15 protein-coding genes are annotated in these 22,453 nt (G+C 41.3%); 13 read left to right on the top strand and 2 right to left on the bottom strand.

Going from position 1 to position 22,453, the window contains the following annotated elements:
* The gene (locus tag DWZ47_RS14835; protein ID WP_004301840.1) at window positions 1–1,131 is read right to left on the bottom strand and encodes a reverse transcriptase family protein; all 1,131 of its coding nucleotides are present in this window, start codon (window positions 1,129–1,131) and stop codon (window positions 1–3) included.
* Window positions 1,132–1,336: 205 nt separating this feature from the next.
* Window positions 1,337–3,544 carry a DUF5686 family protein gene (locus DWZ47_RS14830; RefSeq protein WP_165860838.1) on the bottom strand — a complete coding sequence of 736 codons (2,208 nt, stop codon included), beginning with the start codon at window positions 3,542–3,544 and terminating at the stop codon, window positions 1,337–1,339.
* 665 nt (window positions 3,545–4,209) lie between these two features.
* On the opposite strand from DWZ47_RS14830, the gene DWZ47_RS14825 reads away from it, so the two are divergent.
* From DWZ47_RS14825 to DWZ47_RS14765, 13 genes are all read left to right on the top strand, one after another.
* The gene (locus tag DWZ47_RS14825; RefSeq protein ID WP_117513670.1) at window positions 4,210–4,689 is read left to right on the top strand and encodes a hypothetical protein; all 480 of its coding nucleotides are present in this window, start codon (window positions 4,210–4,212) and stop codon (window positions 4,687–4,689) included.
* A 134-nt stretch (window positions 4,690–4,823) separates the two neighbouring features.
* A complete protein-coding gene (locus DWZ47_RS14820; RefSeq protein ID WP_004301833.1) occupies window positions 4,824–7,013 on the top strand; it encodes a glutamine synthetase III in 2,190 nt (729 codons plus the stop codon).
* Between the two features lie 116 nt (window positions 7,014–7,129).
* A complete protein-coding gene (locus tag DWZ47_RS14815) occupies window positions 7,130–7,831 on the top strand; it encodes a Crp/Fnr family transcriptional regulator (protein WP_004301832.1) in 702 nt (233 codons plus the stop codon).
* 34 nt (window positions 7,832–7,865) lie between these two features.
* Complete coding sequence (locus DWZ47_RS14810) at window positions 7,866–8,420, top strand: RNA polymerase sigma factor (protein WP_004301831.1); 555 nt, start codon at window positions 7,866–7,868, stop codon at window positions 8,418–8,420.
* A gap of 67 nt (window positions 8,421–8,487) precedes the next feature.
* Window positions 8,488–9,648: a FecR family protein gene (locus DWZ47_RS14805; RefSeq protein ID WP_004301830.1), complete on the top strand. Its 1,161-nt coding sequence runs from the start codon at window positions 8,488–8,490 to the stop codon at window positions 9,646–9,648.
* Between the two features lie 25 nt (window positions 9,649–9,673).
* Window positions 9,674–13,255: a SusC/RagA family TonB-linked outer membrane protein gene (locus DWZ47_RS14800; RefSeq protein WP_004320878.1), complete on the top strand. Its 3,582-nt coding sequence runs from the start codon at window positions 9,674–9,676 to the stop codon at window positions 13,253–13,255.
* Between the two features lie 19 nt (window positions 13,256–13,274).
* Window positions 13,275–14,837 (top strand): RagB/SusD family nutrient uptake outer membrane protein, encoded by a 1,563-nt coding sequence (locus tag DWZ47_RS14795; protein ID WP_004301828.1) that lies wholly within the window; start codon window positions 13,275–13,277, stop codon window positions 14,835–14,837.
* A gap of 48 nt (window positions 14,838–14,885) precedes the next feature.
* On the top strand, window positions 14,886–15,947 hold the full coding sequence (locus tag DWZ47_RS14790; RefSeq protein WP_233525055.1) for a hypothetical protein: 1,062 nt from the start codon (window positions 14,886–14,888) through the stop codon (window positions 15,945–15,947).
* Between the two features lie 99 nt (window positions 15,948–16,046).
* Window positions 16,047–17,054: a TlpA family protein disulfide reductase gene (locus tag DWZ47_RS14785; RefSeq protein ID WP_004301826.1), complete on the top strand. Its 1,008-nt coding sequence runs from the start codon at window positions 16,047–16,049 to the stop codon at window positions 17,052–17,054.
* 30 nt (window positions 17,055–17,084) lie between these two features.
* Window positions 17,085–18,791, top strand: coding sequence for a S8 family serine peptidase (locus DWZ47_RS14780; RefSeq protein WP_004301825.1), 1,707 nt, complete (start codon window positions 17,085–17,087; stop codon window positions 18,789–18,791).
* A 9-nt stretch (window positions 18,792–18,800) separates the two neighbouring features.
* The gene (locus DWZ47_RS14775) at window positions 18,801–19,943 is read left to right on the top strand and encodes an aspartyl protease family protein (RefSeq protein WP_004301824.1); all 1,143 of its coding nucleotides are present in this window, start codon (window positions 18,801–18,803) and stop codon (window positions 19,941–19,943) included.
* Window positions 19,930–21,105, top strand: a complete 1,176-nt coding sequence (locus DWZ47_RS14770; RefSeq protein ID WP_004301823.1) for a pepsin/retropepsin-like aspartic protease family protein — start codon at window positions 19,930–19,932, stop codon at window positions 21,103–21,105. The genes DWZ47_RS14775 and DWZ47_RS14770 overlap by 14 nt, the downstream gene beginning before the upstream one ends.
* A 20-nt stretch (window positions 21,106–21,125) precedes the next feature.
* Window positions 21,126–22,415, top strand: coding sequence for a thioredoxin domain-containing protein (locus tag DWZ47_RS14765; RefSeq protein WP_004320880.1), 1,290 nt, complete (start codon window positions 21,126–21,128; stop codon window positions 22,413–22,415).
* The last annotated feature ends 38 nt before the right edge of the window (window positions 22,416–22,453 follow it).

The raw sequence follows: 22,453 nt of genomic DNA, 5'->3' as shown, positions 1-22,453 counted from the left end.
TTAATACCCTTTCTCCAAACATTTCAAACGGTTAATAGAATCGGATACATACGCATTGTCCGGTTCTATTGACCGCCAATAACAAAGTTCTCCAATCAGCCGTTTCAGATAGACAGGATCACTCGAGCCAATCCGGCGCTGATGTTCCGCCAAGCCTTTTGTCAGGATAAAATAGACATTCTTCCGGATCTCTCTCTTTCTGGCTTTAGGGATTGTCAGTTTCGCACCGGAAGAAACAGATACTCCTGTAATAATCTTCCTGCCATACTCATTGATAAAACGGGTCTTCTTATGATTCGGTTCGAATTTCTCATCACGGATGATTTGTTTGATCCGGGGAATGATTTGTTCTTTGGGAAACACATCTCCCGAAAAAGTCAGGTCATCGGCATAACGGGTATAAGCCAGTCCGTATTCCGCTGCCAGTGCCGCCAATTTCTTATCCATCTCATACCCCACGATATTGCTTAACGCCGGACTTGTAGGCGCTCCCTGCGGCAAGTGCCTGTACAAGCAGCACAACACTCCCAATACCTTAGACACATTTTCCGGATAACCAATCTTCTCAAATGTCTTTTTCACCCTCCGGCTCCGTATCGAAAAGAAAAAATCATGAATATCCATTTTCAAGACATACCGTTTTCCCAGATGGGGACTGGCATTATCAACCACAGAATGACCGCTCCGGAAACCTACTGCCGCCGGATAAATCATTGTCACAGATGATAATATTCGAGAATTAATAGTGGTTTGAATAGATTGTAATTCTTTGTCAGGAGCAGAAATCATCCGATAACCTCCCTTTCTTTTTCTCATCCAGAACTCCCGGTAATGTTCGGAAACATCCCGTAGAATTTCCTTCAACCGTGCCGTTTCCACTCCCAACAAGTTGGCGCACCAAACAACAGCCGATTCATCAAACTTTTGAACATACTGCGTTCTCGGAACAGTTCCCCCCAAAGCATGCCTAAGCCAGGCTCCGTGTTCCCATTTTACCTTAGTAGTCTTTTCTTCCTTACCACTGCTTGTTGCTTTCCATCTTTTATACCCCTCCTGTTTCCTGCTTGAAGAAATTATCTTATAAACAAGGAAAGCGGTGATAACAATGATCGTTATTAAAATTCCGTCCATTTTGTATATGCATATAAAAAAGAGAGAAGAGAGGATGAGTTATTTACTAAAATAAATTTAGGTATTTATACCTTAGAATTTATTTTCTAGGAAAATACCTGTGCTTATGAGGCGACTACACCTCTTTGATGCTAAATTCTGCCCTCATCCTCTCTTATACAAAGATAACTAAAATCTTTCGATAAAACAACCGGAACGAAGAAAACTATCGGTTGAACAACTCAAACGTGAACTTACAGCCTATTCCTCCAAATTTCCAGTTTTCGCTACTCACAAAAACTCCTACGTCGAAAATATGCGTACCGATGCCATATCCTACTTCCAGATAAGGTTGAAGGTGCGGCATAGAGAGGGCACTGATATAAATACGTTCATTCTGCACATAACGGGTGTACTTCATCAGATGCCGGAGAATAAGGAACGGAGCTTCGTAAGTGAAATGCCCCCGTACATAACGGCGGGAGGAGTTATACCAACGTGAGTCAAGCACCTGAAATACTCCGCCGATTTCATCATTCCAACCTACGGGAAGATTATGGCGGGAGAAATTGGCAAAGTCCACAAAATACAACTCATCCTGATTGGTGAATGCTCCGAATCCGAAACGATAATAAATATTACGCATCAATCCCAACCGGATTTGATGCTGAAGGTCAAACTCTATTCTTTCATATTCACCCGTACTCTTGAACACTCCTTTAATACCTCGTTCATAATCGACCGAGAAAGTCGGGTATAAAGAATGGAGGTTAATCTTTCGCTTTCCGTTCATATAATAATAGAGTCCCGGAGTCCACTCTATCCGGATGCGGGGAGCAAAACTGATATAAGTGTTCTTGAATTTATCCATAAATTCCGGGGGCGGCATCGGATAATCACCGGTAATCACAAAACGGGAAGGCTCTACCGCTGTTCTTTTATGGGCAGAGAAACCCAGACCGATATCCAGTCCGTTGACTACTTCAACGGTATGACGGAAATTGAAATACAAGTCCTTAAAATAATCGAGATGAATTAAATCGAAATTGAAGATACTGTCCGGCATAGCTTTCAGTTCGTCCAGCACTTTACTACTATAAATACGGTTACCGTTACCCACATTCAACCGGAAGAATCCCCGTTTCTGCGGCCAGTATTCAAAATCGGCATTCAATGACCAGTAGAATTCCTTACGCGTAAAGTTGTATCCGAGTTTAGGCACAATGCGAAGTAATTTATCCCCTCTGAAAAGACGGTTATAACGAAAATCCTGTCGATAAGACAAACCGTTGCTTCCACTATAACTGAATAAGAGCGGATTGATAAACGGAGAGAATCGCACGCTTCCGATATTGGACAAGTTGAATTTATAATCTTCTACCATCAAATCACCCATCGTTCCCCAAAAGGCCTGACTCTTGGACGGCTTTTCTACCGTTGTCGTGTCACGCCGAAGCAAATTGTCGGAATATAGTTTCTTCTCGCTTTCGCTCAAAGGGATGGGGCGCATGATGGCAAAGGTAGAAGCATCCGTCTTATAAGCATTCGTATCACACTGCAAAGAGAAGGATTCTGAAAGGTTATATTTTCTCTTCTCTTTCTTGCGCACCTTTTTTTCTTTCAGTTCGATGGATTTATAATCTAAAGAAGCGGTGTAATTACCATCCACCTTATTTCCGAGAAATTTGAAAAGAGCTTCTACGTCATAACGCACCGGCAGGAATTCATTTTTCTTGCCTACATCTCCCATCTGAATCCAACAGGTAAATGTTATCAGCTCCGATCTTCCCGAAAAACGAATTTCACGAACACTCCAAACGTTACTGCTGACCACCATATAGCCACCCACCAACTGATCGCTCTTGGTACGGGGAATAAAACGGATTCGATAATCCAGATTATTAGGGTCTCCCATCACGCTGTCTATTCGGTATTTATAGTATTTCTGTCCGTTTTTAGCCAGTGGTGATAATAAGCGTTCATCATTCAGCAGAGATGAAGAGTAGATATTTACATTAAAGTATTCTAGCAACCCCGGCAATCCCCTGTTTCCCCTCACTGTTCCCTGGGAGGCTTTTACTTTTTGATCGTAAATATTGGGAGCCGTATAATGAAGATCACTATATGTTTCAAGCAGATATTCGCGAACCCCCTTTTGCAAACGAAACATAGAAGGTACATAACGAAGAATAAAATTCTTCTTCTGAATGTCCATCTTACCTTTTATATATAGGTTCGCGCGATAATCACTGACTATCGTTTCATACAAAGGTGCAAAAGTCATCACACGTTCTATGATGGAGTCAGCGGATATTTCCTGATGGGTATAAGGATTCATTATATAATTATTGGCTGCCCCCTTTGGTATAAAAGAGAACAGACACAATATGCATCCTATCAATATTTTATCTCTCAATCGTCGTATCTCCTTCATTAACGTAGGCAAATATAAAAAAGAATATCGAAAAGCAAGAAAAGTTAGACACTAAAAAGAGTTATCAGAAGAAAACCTTCACATTATTCAAAATAACATGGAGATAAGCTAAATCTTTGGCGCGGTTGTCTCGAAATAAATGCAGGAAGCTCTGCATATTCTGCTATTCTCTTCATATATAAAAAACGAAAATCCTCTTTCAACCTATCACCACCTTTCTAAAACTCTTTATTCATCGCACTTACAGAGCGGTGATAGGTTGAAAGAGGAATTAATAAAACCTGTATGGAAGAAGTTATAATATGAAGGGGATTTCAACAATAATGGAAAAAATACAAAGTTCCAATATCTGTAAATATAAGAGCCCCCTGAAAACATATTAATGACTAAATCAACCCTTCTATCTTTTTATTTATCACTTTATTCTTGACAAAGAAGAAAATTGTCGTATCTTTGCGATACTCTTCATATCAACCAGGCAGGGAACCTGCCTCGTTTCGTGGCAGGCATTTTTATGCCTGTCCTGATGCTTCATATGGCGGTTTCGTACCCCCGTGTGGAGTGTTAATGCACCCACTGCCTGGTTGGTGAAGAGTAACGGGAAAGGCGGAACCGCTCTTATTTCATAGAAAATCTTCGCCTACCACCTTATTCATAATTATATTATGGAAACAAAACAAGTTACCGTTCAACCAGCGGTGGGAGGCATGATAAAGGCTTCCAAAGATTCATTTGTTATTCCTAAAGAAGAATTAAAGGATTTCTACCTTAAATTCGCCTTCCTCCTGAACCCGGATTCCTGCTCCATAAACCGCACCGAATTCGAACTATTAAACATTCTGCTGAAAGACCTAAAAAAAATCCTGGCAGCATTGACTCACCTCAACACCCATCCTTGGGATGAAGGCATTGCAGAAATCCAAATTTCATGCGGTGCTTATTCCATACAAGACAACTTGAGCAAAGAAAAACGTATGCAGATGAACACCTCTACGGGTAAACACCTACAATTTCTCACCCAAATGGCTGTGAGCAGCCCTGTGTTCAAACTGTTATTCAAGAACTATCACAACCATTATATCCAAGTGGAAAGTTTGGTTAAACAGATGGCTAAAGAAATCGACCAACAGCAACAACAAGAATAGAAGTTGGAGAATCAACAGAGGGGGGTACTTTTAGAAAAATACATTATTTTTCAAAATACCCCCTCTAAAATAGGGGTACTTTCAGAAAAAACATATAATTTTGCGCCATCAACCGATAAAAAAATAGACCATTTATGTCAAAAATGCGTTTTTTTGCCTTACAAGAGCTTTCCAACCGGAAACCTCTGGAAGTTATTGCCCCTTCCAACAAACTCTCTGATTATTATGGTAGCCACGTGTTCGACCGCAAGAAGATGCAGGAGTATCTTCCCAAAGAAGCTTACAAAGCTGTAACCGACGCTATCGAAAAAGGTACGCCTATCAGCCGTGAAATAGCAGATTTAATTGCTAACGGTATGAAAAGTTGGGCTAAGTCACTCAACGTCACTCACTACACACACTGGTTCCAGCCTCTGACAGACGGAACAGCCGAAAAGCATGACGGCTTTATCGAATTCGGCGAAGATGGCGGAGTGATTGAACGCTTCTCCGGAAAACTACTGATCCAGCAAGAGCCGGATGCTTCTTCTTTCCCTAACGGCGGCATCCGCAACACTTTCGAAGCACGAGGATATACAGCCTGGGATGTTTCTTCACCGGCATTCGTAGTAGATACCACTCTTTGTATCCCCACTATCTTCATTTCTTATACAGGTGAAGCGTTGGATTACAAAACTCCATTGTTGAAAGCACTTGCCGCTGTAGATAAAGCAGCAACGGAAGTCTGTCAGCTATTCGACAAGAACATCACACGCGTATATACCAATTTAGGATGGGAACAGGAATATTTCCTTGTAGACTCCTCCTTATATAATGCACGCCCCGACCTCTGCCTGACAGGACGGACACTGATGGGGCACTCTTCTGCCAAAGACCAACAGTTGGAGGATCATTATTTCGGCTCTATCCCTCCACGTGTCACTGCATTTATGAAAGAACTCGAAATCGAGTGTCACAAACTCGGTATTCCTGCCAAAACCCGTCATAACGAAGTAGCTCCCAACCAATTTGAGTTGGCCCCTATTTTCGAAAACTGTAACCTTGCCAACGATCACAACCAGCTCGTCATGGATTTGATGAAGCGTATCGCCAGGAAGCATCATTTTAATGTACTCCTGCACGAAAAGCCATATAGCGGAGTAAACGGTTCGGGCAAGCACAACAACTGGTCACTCTGCACAGATACCGGTATCAATCTGTTCGCTCCCGGAAAGAATCCGAAAGGCAATATGCTATTCCTCACATTTCTGGTAAACGCCTTAATGATGGTTTATAAAAACCAGGATTTATTGCGTGCCTCCATCATGAGCGCCAGCAACAGCTATCGTTTGGGAGCCAATGAAGCTCCTCCCGCCATCCTCTCTTGCTTTCTGGGTTCACAACTCTCGTCTACTCTCGACGAAATTGTCCGCCAGGTAGGAAATGAGAAAATGACGCCGGAAGAAAAAACCACACTGAAGTTAGGCATCGGACGTATCCCCGAAATTTTACTGGATACCACCGACCGCAACCGTACTTCTCCTTTCGCATTCACCGGAAACCGTTTCGAATTCCGCGCCGCAGGTTCTTCTTCCAACTGTGCTGCCTCTATGATTGCAATCAATGCGGCCATGGCAAACCAGCTGAACGAATTCCGGGCATCGGTAGAAAAGCTGATGGAAGAAGGAGTTGGCAAAGACGAAGCTATCTTCCGCCTGCTGAAAGAAACAATTATCGCCTCCGAACCGATTCGTTTCGAAGGGGACGGTTATTCCGAAGAATGGAAACAAGAAGCTGCACGCCGCGGACTGACTAATATCTGCCACGTACCGGAAGCCCTGATGCACTATATTGATAACCAATCCAAATCAGTACTTATCGGCGAACGTATCTTCAACGAGACCGAATTGAACAGCCGTCTGGAAGTGGAACTGGAGAAATACACCATGAAGGTGCAAATCGAAGGCCGTGTATTGGGCGACCTCGCCATCAATCACATCGTACCAACTGCCGTTGCCTATCAGAACCGTTTGCTCGAAAATCTTCGCGGACTGAAAGAAATATTCCCGGCTGAAGAATATGAAGTATTAAGTGCCGACCGTAAAGAACTGATTCGTGAGATTTCACACCGGGTCACTTCTATCAAAGTACTCGTGCGCGACATGACCGAAGCAAGAAAAGTAGCCAACCACATGGAAAACTACAAAGAAAGGGCATTCGCATACGAAGAAAAAGTACGCCCGTATCTTGACCAAATCCGCGACCACATCGACCACCTGGAGATGGAAGTGGATGACGAAATATGGCCGTTGCCTAAATATAGAGAACTGTTGTTTACCAAATAAAATGTCTGCAAGATTGCACGAAAGCTCCCACTTTTGTGCAATCTTTTTATAGATTCGTTCATTTTCTCATTTTTTCTTTTTACTTTTGTGCTGTATAACACAGTTTTGTAGCACTCATGGTAAAAATGAATATGTCAGACATCGATATTTCGGAACCATTATCCGATATGTTAGCTCCTCTAAACAATGAGCAAAAGGAGTTTCTGATGAATAATTATACGATACAAACCTACAAAAAGAATGAAACCATCTACTGTGAAGGAGAAACGCCACATCATCTGATGTGTCTCATCAGTGGAAAAGTGAAAATCTTCAAAGATGGTGTGGGGGGTAGAAGTCAAATTATCCGCATGATTAAACCACGCGAATACTTTGCATATCGTGCTTATTTTGCCAAACAAGATTTTGTAACTGCCGCAGCAGCTTTCGAACCTTCCGTTGTTTGCCTGATTCCTATGAGTGCCATCACTACGCTGGTTGCCCAAAATAATGACTTGGCCATGTTCTTTATCCGCCAACTTTCCATTGACTTGGGTATCTCTGACGAACGTACCGTTAATCTGACACAAAAACATATTCGCGGACGCTTGGCCGAATCACTCATCTTCCTGAAAGAAAGTTATGGACTGGAAGAAGACGGTTCTACGTTGAGCATTTATCTTTCACGTGAAGATCTGGCAAATCTTTCCAATATGACTACTTCGAACGCTATCCGTACCTTGTCGCAATTCGCTACGGAAAGACTGATTACTATCGACGGAAGAAAAATCAAAATCATCGAAGAAGAAAAGCTGAAGAAAATAAGCAAGATTGGGTAAGAGAGTTTCTGCACCAATCGTTCCACCCTAAATAGTGAACATACATATAGAAAATATAATTGCAGACATAAAACGTGGCAACAAACAGGCTTTCAAAAAGCTATTTGATGACTACTATCCTATTCTTTGCGTGTTCGCATCCCACTATATTGAAGACAAAGAAGTTTGCAAAGACATCGCACAAGATGTATTGTTAGCTTATTGGGAACGGAAAGAAGATTTTGACGACATTTTGAAAGTAAAAAGCTTCCTTTATACCGTCACCCGAAATAAATGTCTGAATCACTTAAAACATGAGCAATTAGATATTCCCTATTTTTCTGGACAGGAAGAGTTCGATAGTGGCTTCGAAGCTGCCATTATCGAACAGGAAACATTCCACATGGTTCGCAAAGCGGTAGAAGAATTGCCTACCCAAATGCGAAATATCATCTTATATTCTATGAAAGGGTTAAAAAACCATGAGATTGCTGACAAATTGCAAATTTCAGAAGGCACTGTCCATACGTTAAAGAAATTCGCCTATCGCAAACTTCGCGAAAGTCTCAAAGGCATAAATTACACCTTATTACTATTTTTATGCAAATAAAGTAACTTTTTGATTACCCCGTTTTTTCGATTGGATTGTTTTACTTATATAACAAATCGAAAAAACGATGAATTCATTTAAAGAAAAATTTAAAATTGCAAAAATCTTAGCTTCTCTATTCACTCATTCGTCTACCCCCGAAGAGGAAAAGAACTATCGTGCATGGTTGGATGAAAACCCGGAACATCAAAAGATAGCCGACCGGATATTAAATAAGGAAACGTATGAAGAAAACAGCCGGTTAATAAAAAGCTTCTCTTCACAAAAAGCGTGGGAGAAAGTCTATCCGTTATTAGGAGGCAATCAATCGGGTACTGTTTTTTCGTGGAAAAAGAGTCTGAAATATGCAGCTCTCATCTTATTGTTATTAGTACCTGCTTCTTACTTTATCTATCATTGGATATCCGAAGAAACGATTAGCGACATCACTCCGGGAACCCTTGGTGGGGAACTGATCTTGAGTGACGGCAAATCTTTCAATCTTTCCGACAATAATCTTCCTGAGAATGCAGTCAGAGCATTTGTGATCGATTCTAAAGGGATCAACTATCAGATTCCCGCCAACAAACCGCAAGTAAAAGAAATCCAAAACACACTACGCACATTGCAGGGGATGGAATGTCTTATCACGCTTTCCGACGGCACGAGGGTACATCTCAATGCGGAAACCCGGCTGACTTATCCGGTTTGTTTCAGCAGCAAAGAACGTATTGTGCAAATTGAAGGGGAGGCTTATTTTGATGTTGCCCCGGACAAGGAGCATCCGTTTATCGTAAAAACATCGCATACATCTATCCGGGTAACGGGAACGTCGTTCAACGTAAGAGCCTACGCTGATGAAGATACGGAAAGTACAACCTTAATCAGTGGAACAGTAAGAATCAACAGTGGAAATGAAGAATTCGAATTAGTTCCCAACCAGCACTATACATATAATAAAAATACCGGTACAAATACCGTCGCCAACGTAAACACTGATTTGTATACATCTTGGGAATCCGGATCATTTATCTTTTTAAATGTCCCTCTTGAGAATGTGATGTCATACCTGTCCAAATGGTATGGATTCCAATATTCTTTTGAAGACGAAGCAGCCAAACAGGTGCGTATCGGAGCTTACCTTAACCGCTACGCCAACATGAACCCGATTATCGACATGATTACAGAATTAAATCTGGTCAATATCAAACAACGGGAGGGCATCCTGCACATTTCCTACAAACAGTAATAATACATAATATAACTAACGCATTATGAAAAAACGAGTAAAATCCCTGCCATGGGTGGTATCTTATGCAAGCAGAAACTTTGTGAAGTTCTGTCTTTTATGGATATTCTCCCTTTCTTCACTCATGATTCAAGCACAGGACAATCAGAGAATCTCCATCGACTTGAGAGGAGAAACGCTGGAAGCAGCGCTCTGGTATCTGCAGAATCGTACGAAATTTGTCTTTATGTATGGAACGGAAGATGTCGCTAATGTAACTGATATCACCATCAGAGCCAAAGACAAAACGATTACTGAAATTCTGGATGAATGTCTGGAAGGCACTAACCTGACTTACGAAATCTCTGGTAGCGCAATTGTTATAAAGAAAAGACAAAGCCAAAAGATAACCATCAGCGGTTGGGTCCGGGATACTAACGGTGAGGCCTTGCCCGGCGCTACTATCACGATCCGAGGTTCTAAACATGGAGCCATTGCAGGATTGGACGGGCAGTACACGTTTAATATTCCAGCACAGGAAGGGTTGATTCTTACGTACTCTTTTATCGGAATGGAAAAGAAAACGGTAAAATATACGGGTAAAAAAACCATTAATGTCACTCTGAACAGCTCCACCAGCACAGAAATAGATGAGGTGGTGGTAACCGGATACCAGAATATTCAACGTCGTGACATCGTTGGATCTATTACCAGCATCAAAGCAAAAGATATCATCATGCCTTCGTTTACTACTATTGACCAAATGTTACAAGGACGTGTAGCGGGTATGGTTGTAACCAATACAAGCAGTCGTGTAGGTACTGCCCCCAAGATTCAGATTCGAGGTACCAGTACGTTGCAAGGAAACCGTGACCCATTGTGGGTAGTAGACGGCATTATCCAGGAAGATTTTCAGGTAACATTAGACAGTGGCGACCTGATGACTAAAAATTTGCAAGACATTATCGGTAACCAGATTTCGTGGTTAAATCCCGCCGATATCGAAAATATCACCATCTTGAAAGATGCTTCCGCCACTGCCATCTATGGTTCGAAAGCCTCTAACGGTGTAATCGAAATCACCACCAAGAAAAATACTACTGACCGACTAACCGTAAACTACTCCGCCAACTTTAACATCGGACAACGTCCTAATTATGGGATGTTCAACTTCATGAACTCTCAAGAACGTGTCCGTTTCTCACAAGAAGCGTTTGATGCAGGGGTTAATTATATAGAAACACCTTATAAGGATCTTAACACCTATGAAGGTATATTACGGATGCTGCAGGAACATGATATTTCAGACATCGAATACAGAAAGCTTTATAACGATATGGAAACCCGTAATACAGACTGGTTCAAACGCCTGACACGTCGTTCGTTCAGCCATACTCACAACGTTAGTGTTTCCGGCGGAACAAACAAGTTCAGTTATTCAGCATCCATAGGATATAATAACAGTGAAGGCCAGGAAATCGGCAACGACAACGAACGTATGACAGGCCGTATCGCCCTGATGTTACGCCCTATAGAAAAGCTAACTATCAATCTGACTTTAAACGGTAGTGTTTCTACCACAAATGGCTTTTTCAACGAAGTCAACCCAATGAGTTATGCTACTAACACCAACCGCATCATCGATCCGGACGCTTATTATATGCAAAGGAACGGCTACAACTCTAAAACTGGTAAGATACAAACCCTTTCATACAATTTTATCAATGAACGGGACAACAGCGGTTCAAAAGCACGTTCGAACTTCATGTCCGCCTCACTAGATGTAAACTGGCGTATTCTTGATTGGGTAACCTACCAATTCACCGGAGGTTATTCGAATAACAATAGTACGAATGAAAGCTGGGCTACCGAACGTACTTACTATATTGCCAACGAGTATCGCGGCTACGATTTTAATTCCGTTACTCCCACCAGTGCTGAATTTAAAGCTGCGCAGCTTCCATTCGGAGGTATATTGTATACAAACGACAACAACCAGTATTCCTACAATATTCAGAACAAGTTACAATTCAGTAAAGCATTCAATCCTGATAACCGATTGAACGCATTATTGGGTATGGAACTCCGTTCATCTACAGCGAAAGGAACAGCCAATAAAGTTTGGGGATATGTGCCGGACAGAGGTGAACGTATTGTTGCTCCTACCATACCAAGTGAAGTGATAACTCCCAACAATCCTCCAACAGGCTGGGGAATATTAGGAGATATTTATAGTAGAGGCTGGCAAAGAACAGACAATACCAACAACTTCCTTTCATTCTTCGCTACTTTCGCATATTCATTCAAGAATCGCTATGTAGTCAATGCCAATGTACGAAATGATGCCTCCAACGTTTTCGGGCAGGATATAAACCATCGTATCGACCCGACTTATTCATTCGGTCTCTCCTGGAGAGCATCAGAAGAGGCTTTCTTTCAAAAACATTTGAAATGGATCACTACACTTAATTTCAGAGGAACATTCGGTATTCAGGGAAATGCTTTAACACGAGAAAGTCCTGAACTAATCTTAAGCCAACAGGGAGTACAACCCGGATATAATCGCTACTTCTCCACTATCGGCCAGATACCTAATCCATATCTCTCCTGGGAACGTACCAGAAACTGGAACTTCGGCGTGGATCTGGAACTGTTCCGTATGTTCTATATGAATCTGGAATATTATACCAGACGTTCCAATGCGGTAATCACCGTAGATTTGCCATTCGAATACGGAATTGATGATATGAAACGTAACGGTGGAATTATTTACAATCGGGGAATTGAATACACATTATCATTCACGCCTATCCAAAAGCGCGATTTCAGCCTGAACATCAACCTGAATGCCTCTAAAAACTGGAACAAAGGTGGAGAAACCAAAATTGACAGAAACACAGCAATGTACTTGAGAGGAGGTAGTACACAGATATTAAAAGAAGGTTATCCGCTGAGTGCATTCTGGTCATACTCTTTTGCTGGTCTTGACGGAAGTAATGGTAAACCAATGTTCAACTACGTTGAGGTCCCAGATGAAGAAAAGAGCAAAAGTATCGATCCGACTACTTACTTGGTATATTCCGGAGAAACAGAGCCGTACTTCACCGGAGGTCTCGGTTTTAGTTTCCGTTACAAATCTTTGTCATTAAATACCAGTTTCTCCCTTTTATTAGGTAGTAAAAAACGCTTGCCGTCACCTTACAGTGATTTTCAAGGAAGCGGCAGTATGATGCCGGATCCAACCAAAAATGTAAACCGCGATTTACTAAACCGTTGGCAAAAGCCCGGAGATGAGGTCTACACAAATATTCCCGGACTTCCGACATGGCCGATAGAAATAGGGTGGACCCTGCCTAATACAGATAGTGCAGAATCAGCTATTGAAATGTGGGAGAAATCAGATGCTATGGTAGTCAGTGGTTCATTCCTACGTTGTCGTAACATCGGATTATCATGGCAAATGAAAAAAGAATGGTGTGACAAGATCCATGCAAAAAACCTAGCTATCAATTTTAATATGGATAACATATTTGTAATAGCCAGCAAACGTTTCAATGGCTTCGACCCGGAATTAGAAAACAGTATCATGCCACGATCTTTCTCACTGGGACTTAATATCGGATTTTAAACTATAAACAAAGAAAGATATGAAACTTAAATATTTAATCTATACAATTACATTGACAAGTCTCACTGCCTGCAGTGATTTCTTAGAGCCCAAGTCACAAAGCAAATACATCCCCAAGGATGCCAATGCATTACAGGAGATGCTTATTGGAGAGGCTTATCCCCAACAAGGGAATACCAAATTTCTAGCCTATTTGGAAATACTTGCAGATGATATCGATCAAAATCAAGTGGAGGGTTACGAATTCCCTGAAAATGAACAGGGAAAAATGGAAACATTCGAGGTACTGTACAGTTGGCAACCCAATATGTTCGAAATGCAACAAAAATTAGGACAAGAGCCGAGCAATACATGGGGAAACCTTTATGAATATATTTTAGGAGCCAATGCTGCACTTGATTATACTGACGAAGTGTCCGGTACAGAAGCTGAAAAAAATTACATCAAGGCACAATCCTATGCTTTGAGGGCTTTCTTCTATTATATGCTGGTTAATCAATACGGACTTCCATATAATTACGACAAAGAATCATTGGGAGTTCCTCTAAAAATTGACAGTAAAATGAGAGATGAAGGTGAGGTACTGATGAAACGAAATACGGTAGAGGAAGTATATCTACAGATTGTTGCCGACCTAAACGAAGCAGAACGTTTATTCTTGACTCTCTCCGCCGCACAACAATATGAGCCAAACTACCTCGTTAGCCTACCTATGGTGCAATTATTAAAATCACGTGTGGCTCTCTATATGGAAAATTGGAAAGAGGCAAAAACGTATGCAGAAAAAGTTATCAAAGATTGGAACTTTTCACTGCGCGATCTGAATACAATCCCTGCACCGGAAGCGGGTATGAAAGAACCTTATTATACATTCAACACCTATGATTCTCCAGAAGTTATCTGGAGTTATGGAACCATAAGAGATTTGACAGGTGAATACGAAGGTTATATTGAAAAGGAAGGTAAGAATAATAACGATACCAGAAGAAAATTCAAAGCAGCAGATGAGTTGATTAACAGTTTCTCGGAAGGTGACTTACGCAAAGATCGTTATATTACTCGGGAGATACAGTATAATGAAGATGTCCCAGAGAGCAGTACATTTTATAATACGTATCTTCCCTATGGCAAATATAAGACGCTCCGTTCTGTCCCCACTTCCGGAAGCAGTGATTATTTCGCACTCTCTTTCCGGGTAGCAGAAGCTTATCTGAATTATGCTGAAGCTGCTGCCATGAGTCAAGCAGAAGGAGAAGCTATCACCACTATGAACGCACTACTGGAAAAACGATATGACGAAGGAAACATACCATCCTTTTCGGGATTGAGTGGAGATGATCTTATTACCAAGATACGTGAAGAACGCAGAAAAGAACTTTGTTACGAAGGCCAACGCTGGTTTGACTTACGTCGATATGGCATGCCTTCCATACAGCACAAATGGGAAGGAAAAATTTACACATTAACAAAAAATGATCCTTCATACGTATTACCTATACCTCCAAATGTATTGCAAAGAAACTTACTATTGGAACAAAATCCGTTCGGTCCGGAACGGGTTGGAGTTTCCATAACAAACTAACTATAAATTATAAAAATAATGATCGTTAATCCTAAACAACAGAAAATTATGAAGCCAATATATAACGTATGGATATTATTGTTCTGTCTCACATTCACGTCTTGCTACGAAGATGATTCAATTATCCCGACACCAGACCCACTTGCACAGGCCGGAGGATTTGAGTTTCCCCAAGGAGATAATTCTTGGGACAATGATGCCATGAAAATCTACCAAGACTTCGGAGTGAAAATAATATATAAAGATATCACAGAAAAAGACCTCAATAAAAATTGGACAGGTGGTGGTATCGGTGGCTCTACAAGAGTGTTCGAAAATTGTCTCAATGAGGAGATGGCGGCATTCTATATTACTTTTATGAAAAATCATATATTCCCTTATCTTAATCGGGAAGTTACGGACAGAGTATTTCCCATGTATTGGTATGTGGGATACAATTACTCGGTATTTGCCTCCATTGTACCGGGAGTGTTAGAATATTATGTAGCATTATCCGAACATGAAGAAAGCCAAACTGACTGCTGGGTAACTTGCTTCTGGGGAGATGCAGCTCACAGCACCTATGATGATCCAATCTCTGGATTGAAAACCCCTATTGCCGGCAACAAGGACAGTTTTACTGTGCGTCGCTTCAAAATAATTGATGAAGTTATAAACACAGCCATCACCAGAGGTAACATTATCGTACCCGAAGATGAATTTGATGCAGGATTCGACCATTCAACTAAGATTGTCAGAAATGAAGATATTGAAAGCAAAGCTGATCCTAATTATTATCTTAGAAGAGGCTATCCCGGTGATGTAAATTCATTATCAGCAAAATATAGTAAACCACATTCTGATAATCCTCCAACAGCCAAAGAAACATTTATCGGTTACATGCAAATAGCCATGCGTCTTACTAAGGAAGAACGGGAAGCAATGTGGCCTTCGGCAACCTATCCATTTATGAGTAGTAAGTTCGAGTTTGTAACCAATTATCTAAAAAAATACAATATTGACCTGGAAGCTATCGCTCAAGGACCGGAAGAATGGGATATCAAACCTTATCCGGAACTACCAGAAGCTGATGCAGGAGATGACGATGATGATCCTTGGGGAGACTGGTAGAACTTTTTTCTTTATCCAGTAGTAACCAAGTTATTAAAATAGATACGGATAACGACAAAGCTATTCGTTGCTTTACGATATATTATAAAACTCAATATTATGGAATTAATAAAAAGACTCTCACTAATACTATTGCTTTTATGCACCACCTCCTCCCTATGGAGCAACGGCGGACTGCAGTTTAAGGGAAAGTTAAGGATACTTAGACCTACTACCTTACAAGTAAAAGATTTGAATGGAAACCTTGTTTTGACTTGTTCCATCAGCCAGAACGGAGTATTCGAAACAGAAAAGAAAGAGATCCAGCCCGACGTATATACGCTATGTATCGGGAAAACGGAACAAAACATTTACTTTGAAAATACTTCTGTTAGTATCAATGGCTTTTTCGATGAAAAGAATCCCGAACAAAGCTCACTTTCATTCACCGGCATTGATCCGTTTCTGACTTTACAAAACTATATGCCGGCCGAAAGAGATCCGGATAAAGCAACAATCTCGACTTCTGCCAAAGAAAAACTGACGCCTGCCATGGCGTCAGCATTAGCTTATCTGGCAGATGTGAATGATTACCCATCCAACAAAATGTTATTGGATATGATACCGGAACAAGATAGGAATTCTTTGTCTGCCAAATGGTTAATCAACAAAGTAGAAGTTCTCTCCCACCAGATCATCGGTGCAGAATGTCCTGGTTTTACGTTCATTGACAGCAATGGAAAGAGTGTAAGTTTAAAAGACTTCCGTGGAAAAATTGTCGTACTGGATTTCTGTGCTTCCTGGTGTGGTCCTTGCCGCAAAGAGATGCGCAGTATGCTGACAATATATAATGATCTGAAAGCGGATGATTTAGAATTCATCAGTGTTTCGTTGGATGACAGCGAAGCAAAATGGAGAAAAATGCTGGATGAAGAAAAACTGCCGTGGGTGATGTTGTGGGATAAAACAGGATTTCCCAAAAACAGCAAGACTCCAAGCGCTATTCAGGCTGCTTACGGTTTCTACTCCATCCCTTTCCTCGTTGTCATTGACAAAGAAGGCAAACTCGCTGCACGTAATGTCCGGGGTGAACAGGTGCGTGAAGCCATTTTAAAAATAAGAAAATAACTAGATTGTATAAATTATAACTCATCAACAATGAAGAAACTTATATTTCCTATCGTATGCTGTTTTATCAGCATTACAGTATCGGCTCAGTTAGTCAAACAAGAAGCAGAAACACAAAAGAAACAATCCGAACTGGACTGGTTTAACTGTTCTTTCGACAAAGACAGTGTATATGGTGCCGAAGTAAACAAGGCTTACGAGTATCTGAAAGCTAACAAAAAGAAAGCTAAAAAAAGACCGGTTGTTGCATTGATCGGAACAGGAATGGACGTAGAACACGAAGACCTGAAACATGCAATCTGGATGAACCCGAAAGAAAAACTAAACCAAAAAGATGATGATAAAAACGGGCTTGTTGACGATATCAATGGCTGGAACTTCATCGGAGGTAAAGACGGTCAAGTAATGGAAGCTCTGACGCGCGAAGGAGAACGTGAATTTTTCCGCCTAAAAGATAAATATGCTGACTATATTTTCGATGGAAAAAAGTACTATAAGATTGTCAATGGAAAACGCCAAGAAGTTCCCGTACCGGAAAATATGGAAGAATATAACTACTATCGCTATAAAGTCATGCCGGAATCAAGAATCGGAGGAACCTATGGTGGTCTCCAACTTTCTTATGTAATAGAAGAATATGTTGAAAAGTTCGATAAGGACATGAAAAAACGCTTCCCCGGAAAAGAGTTAACCGTTGAGGACTTCCAAAGTTGTTATGATCCCAAAGCAGAAAGAGACAGTCTTTCAGAAGTTGCCTTTGTGTTTACTGCCTACTATTTCAGTATCTATAATACGGATAAATGGGAACCCGTATATCAAAATATGGGAAAGAAAAGTGTAGCAACAGCCAAAACGTCCTATGAAGATGCTTTAAAGAAATACGGAACTGATAACCGGAAAGAAATTGTAGGTGATAATCCCTTGGATATTAACGACACACAATATGGCAATAATGTACTGTTGACGTCTGACGCAGCAACAGGAGTTATGAAAGCGGGAGTGATCGCAGCCAAACGCGACAACGGTGTCGGAAGTAACGGTATTGCCGATAATGCAGAAATTATGACTTTACGTATTCATCCGGGAGAAGGAGAACCTTATTTAAAAGATATGGCACTGGCCATCCGGTATGCAGTAAACCACGGAGCGGATATTATTTTATTGCCGGAACAAAATTCGTTATACCCGGAAGAACAGAGACAATGGGTAGCAGATGCGCTGAAAGAAGCTGAAAAGAAAGGAGCATTGGTAATAGTTCCGGTTTGGGATCTGTCAGTAGATATGGATAAAGATGAATTCTTCCCTAACCGGAAGATGAGAAAAGACGGAGAACTTACCAATTTTATGGTGGTTGCTTCTTCTGATAAGAATGGAAATCCGGTACTAAACACCAATTACGGTGCAACTACTCTCGATCTTTATGCACCGGGAACAGATATTTATTCATCCTATATGGGTGATACGTACCAAAAAGGTACAGGTGAAGGAATGGCTTCGGCTACTGTAGCCGGTGTAGCTGCCTTAGTGAAATCATATTTCCCTAAATTAACCGGCTCGCAAATCCGTGACATACTACTGAAGAGCGTCACTTCACGCAAAGGGGTGGAAGTGGAAAAAGGAATCCGCGTAAACGACAGTCCTTCACAAGACTTGTTCCTTTTCGATGATTTGTGTATTTCCGGAGGTATTGTAAACGCTTATCAGGCAATTTTGGAAGCAGAAAAAGTCAGCAAATAAAATTAACTTATGAAGTATACGACTCGTATGATAGGAACCGTTGTCGCCTTTTGCATGGCGGTTCCTGTATTCGCCCAACAATATAAGGCAACTATACCTTACCGGATGGTAGGTGAAAAGATGATTATCGAAATGAAAGTGAACGGCACGGCACGTCCTTTCATTTTTGATACAGGAGGACGTACGGCACTCACGACTCAAGCCTGCCAGGCACTGCAAATGGCAGCCACCGACTCGGCTAAAGTAACGGATGTGAATAACGTGGAAAGCTATTACAAGACTACCCGGATAGAGAACCTGACTACCCCCGACCATGTTATTAATTTCAAAAATGCTCCGTCACTGGTCATTGATGAAGTAAAAGGCTGGGAATGTTTTGGAGTAGATGGCATCATCGGCAGTGATTTATTCGCCAACACCATTGTCACTATTGATTCACAAGCCAAAAATATTATAGTTACCTCTGCTGAAAAGCCATCGACAGTGTCTTTACGAAAGATGTTGAATTTCACCAAAGGGGGCGGTATGCCGATCGTCAGCATACAAATAGCTCCGGTTAGCAATATAAATGTATTATTCGATACAGGTAGTCCCAGTCTGTTATCACTTATCGAAAGTGATTTTGAAAAAATCAAACTGGAAGCCTCTATGGAAGTGGTTTCCGAAGGGTATGGAGAAGGGAGTATCGGAGTATCTGGCCAGGCGGACAAAGCTTCTTCTTACAGGGTTCGTATTCCATTGCTATCAGTCGGAGCCACCAAATTCCGTAACGTAACAACCAGCACCAACAATCACCCTTACACATTATTGGGCGTCAAACTGTTGCAATACGGTAAAGTGACCATTGACTATCCACGCGGAAGATTCTATTTCGAAGCATTTCAACCGGACAATGAAATAAACAATCAAGGTAACAACTTTGACTTAACGGTCAAAGACGGAGATTTGTTTGTATCTACCGTATGGAGCAGTACGAAAGGTAAGATAGCAGTCGGAGACAAGGTAGTTAAAATCAATGGCAAACCTGCTAAGAAATATGACTTCTGCGAAAGTATTCTGAACGGAATACCGGAATTAAAAGAGAAAAAGAAGACGAAACTGACGATTGAGACAGCTTCCGGAGTAAAGGATATTATCTATGAAAAAGAATAATATGAAAAGTATAGGAATACTGACCGGCTTATGGCTGCTATTATTTCTAAACTGCGGACAAAGAATGGCAGCGCAAATCCGGAATAAGGTTTGCGACACCATTCCTTATGAGTTTATACAAGAGAAAATCATTATCCCCGTCACTGTTAACGGTATAAAAGTGAAATATATCGTCGATACGGGAGGAAGAACCGGAACGATGTATGATGCCGCAACGGAAATGAAAGCTACTGCCGCAGGATATATGCGTATCTCCGATGTGAATGCACAAGGCTCCAATTATCAGGAAGCGCACGTACAGAATGTTTCTATCGGGGAAAACTATAAAATCAAGCAGTTGAAGACGATGGTACTGCCTAAGAATCCATTCTTCACCGGACTAGGGGTTGTCGGTATTCTTGGAGGAGACGCTTTCGCACAGTCGGTAGTCACATTCGATTCCCGTTCTAAAATAATGGTTATCAATTATCCGTATCGTCCCGAAGGACTAAAAGTAACGGATGGGATTCCGCTGTTGGATGAGACGGATCATCACTCCATTGTCAATGTCCGCTTAGGGGACAATGACTTCAAGGTTCTGTTCGATACAGGTGCGGGAGGCTTTCTGCTTTATTCTACAGAAGATTATGAAAGGCTGTCTGACATTTCGAAAGTTACTAACCATGGATATGGTATCGTAGCTGCCGGAATAACAGGTCTAGGCAAGCCGGTGGATATAAAGAAGGTGACTGTTCCTCCTATCAACATCATGGGGAAAGAATTCACGAACGTGGGTAGTACGACCACAGTGATGAATGGAAGCATCATCGGGGTGGATTTACTGGAATACGGTAAAGTAATTATCGATTATATGCGCAGACGATTCTACTTTTTCCCGTTTGAAGAAGGAAAAACCGACATGGGCGGTGCTCCCGCTCTCTGGAACGTGAGTATTCTGCCACGCAATGACAGATTCGAAATTACAACGATCTGGGACAGCATGAAAGATAAAGTTGCTTTCGGCGACCAGGTGATTAATATCAACGGTACTTCTTTGGACGATTGTCCCATGAGCCAAATGGCTGTGGAAGATATCATGAACGCCATCCCCGGTGATACCGGTTATATTATTGTCAAGAAAGACAATCAAGAGAAAAAGATTGAAATCAGGAAAGAGAAATGAACTTTAAACAGAAAAAAGATATGAAGCGAATAATAACAAAGATGTATCTCTGTCTACTTGCATTTTGTATTGCCGGAGGAATCAGTGCACAGACACAGAACAGTATGACAGAGGTCATTCCATTCAAAACCATTGATGGAAAGATTATCGTAGAAGCCGCCATTAATGGCGAAGTGGCAGACTTCGTCCTCGATCTGTCAGGACATAACGCCCTGCTTCCTGAGGCTCTCAAGAAGTTACGCATCGACACGGGGAAGAACGGTACTTTTAGTGCTTATCAGGATTTTGTATTCAAACAAGTACCTGTTGGAAAAGTATATGAAATGGCAACAGTTGCTATTGGCAACAACACGTTTAACAACGATCTGCCTGCTTTCACTCTGGAAGACGAACCATATCTGCGCAAGCTGGGAGTGATGGGTGTATTAAGCGGTGCTATTTTCCGCACTTCCGTTCTGACTATTGATATGCAGCGGAAAAAACTCACAATTACGCAGCCCTATCGTCCTTCTTACATGAAATTAAACTACCGGGAGAACTTTGAGCTAATTACAGGATTAGGAATCGTATGTCCGATATCCATTCAGGGAAAACCCGTTTCTCTTGTTCTGGATACATGGAGCGAAGGATTAGTGAATCTTACCGAAAAAGATTTCAATACATGGAGCACACAATATACCAAAGGAACCAACCAAAAAGTTTCCAATGGATATAAAGAAGCGACTCAAGAAGAGGAAAGCCTCATCTTACCTGAAACCATGTTTGTAAAAACAAAGATTGAGGATGCCATGGCAGTGAAGAATCCATACCTGAAACGCTCCGTATTAGGCAAAAAGATATTGGACTACGGAATCATATCCATTGACTATATTCATCAGAAAATTTATTTCCAGCCGTTTGACATGGTTCCTATACCGGAAGCGGAAGCTAAAGTAACGGAAACTAAAGTTGAAGACGGTAAACTGAATCCGATTACCCGCCAATTCTTCCTCGAACACATCTTCGACTACAGAAAAGGGAACGATTTCGTTTATAATGGCGACAAACCGGTTGTAATTGATTTCTGGGCAACTTGGTGTGGACCTTGCATGCGCTTACTTCCGGAAATGGAAAAGCTGGCTGAAAAGTATAAAGGTAAAGTTGTATTCTACAAGGTTAATGCGGACAAAGAAAAGGATTTATGCAATCACTTCGGTGTACAGGCATTGCCTACCTTATTCTTCATACCTGCAGGCGGCAAACCGATTATTGAAGTCGGAGCTACTCCGGAGAAGTACGTACAAATCATCGAAGAGCAACTACTGAAATAAAAACTCTCTCTTAATTATATAACTACATTAATCTGAAA

The sequence above is a fragment of the Bacteroides sp. AF32-8BH genome (assembly GCF_003435205.1).
GTDB classification, from domain to species: Bacteria; Bacteroidota; Bacteroidia; order Bacteroidales; family Bacteroidaceae; genus Bacteroides; species Bacteroides ovatus.
Note: the sequence above shows the minus strand (reverse complement) of the source record. Positions and strands in the feature narration are given on the sequence as shown.

Excerpts from the sequence above, each read along its gene's own strand:
- DWZ47_RS14835 (WP_004301840.1), bottom strand. The coding sequence starts at position 1,131 with ATGGACGGAATTTTAATAACGATCATTGTTATCACCGCTTTCCTTGTT.
- DWZ47_RS14830 (WP_165860838.1), bottom strand. The coding sequence starts at position 3,544 with ATGAAGGAGATACGACGATTGAGAGATAAAATATTGATAGGATGCATA.
- DWZ47_RS14825 (WP_117513670.1), top strand. The coding sequence starts at position 4,210 with ATGGAAACAAAACAAGTTACCGTTCAACCAGCGGTGGGAGGCATGATA.
- DWZ47_RS14820 (WP_004301833.1), top strand. The coding sequence starts at position 4,824 with ATGTCAAAAATGCGTTTTTTTGCCTTACAAGAGCTTTCCAACCGGAAA.
- DWZ47_RS14815 (WP_004301832.1), top strand. The coding sequence starts at position 7,130 with ATGGTAAAAATGAATATGTCAGACATCGATATTTCGGAACCATTATCC.
- DWZ47_RS14805 (WP_004301830.1), top strand. The coding sequence starts at position 8,488 with ATGAATTCATTTAAAGAAAAATTTAAAATTGCAAAAATCTTAGCTTCT.
- DWZ47_RS14800 (WP_004320878.1), top strand. The coding sequence starts at position 9,674 with ATGAAAAAACGAGTAAAATCCCTGCCATGGGTGGTATCTTATGCAAGC.
- DWZ47_RS14795 (WP_004301828.1), top strand. The coding sequence starts at position 13,275 with ATGAAACTTAAATATTTAATCTATACAATTACATTGACAAGTCTCACT.
- DWZ47_RS14790 (WP_233525055.1), top strand. The coding sequence starts at position 14,886 with ATGAAGCCAATATATAACGTATGGATATTATTGTTCTGTCTCACATTC.
- DWZ47_RS14785 (WP_004301826.1), top strand. The coding sequence starts at position 16,047 with ATGGAATTAATAAAAAGACTCTCACTAATACTATTGCTTTTATGCACC.
- DWZ47_RS14780 (WP_004301825.1), top strand. The coding sequence starts at position 17,085 with ATGAAGAAACTTATATTTCCTATCGTATGCTGTTTTATCAGCATTACA.
- DWZ47_RS14775 (WP_004301824.1), top strand. The coding sequence starts at position 18,801 with ATGAAGTATACGACTCGTATGATAGGAACCGTTGTCGCCTTTTGCATG.
- DWZ47_RS14770 (WP_004301823.1), top strand. The coding sequence starts at position 19,930 with ATGAAAAAGAATAATATGAAAAGTATAGGAATACTGACCGGCTTATGG.
- DWZ47_RS14765 (WP_004320880.1), top strand. The coding sequence starts at position 21,126 with ATGAAGCGAATAATAACAAAGATGTATCTCTGTCTACTTGCATTTTGT.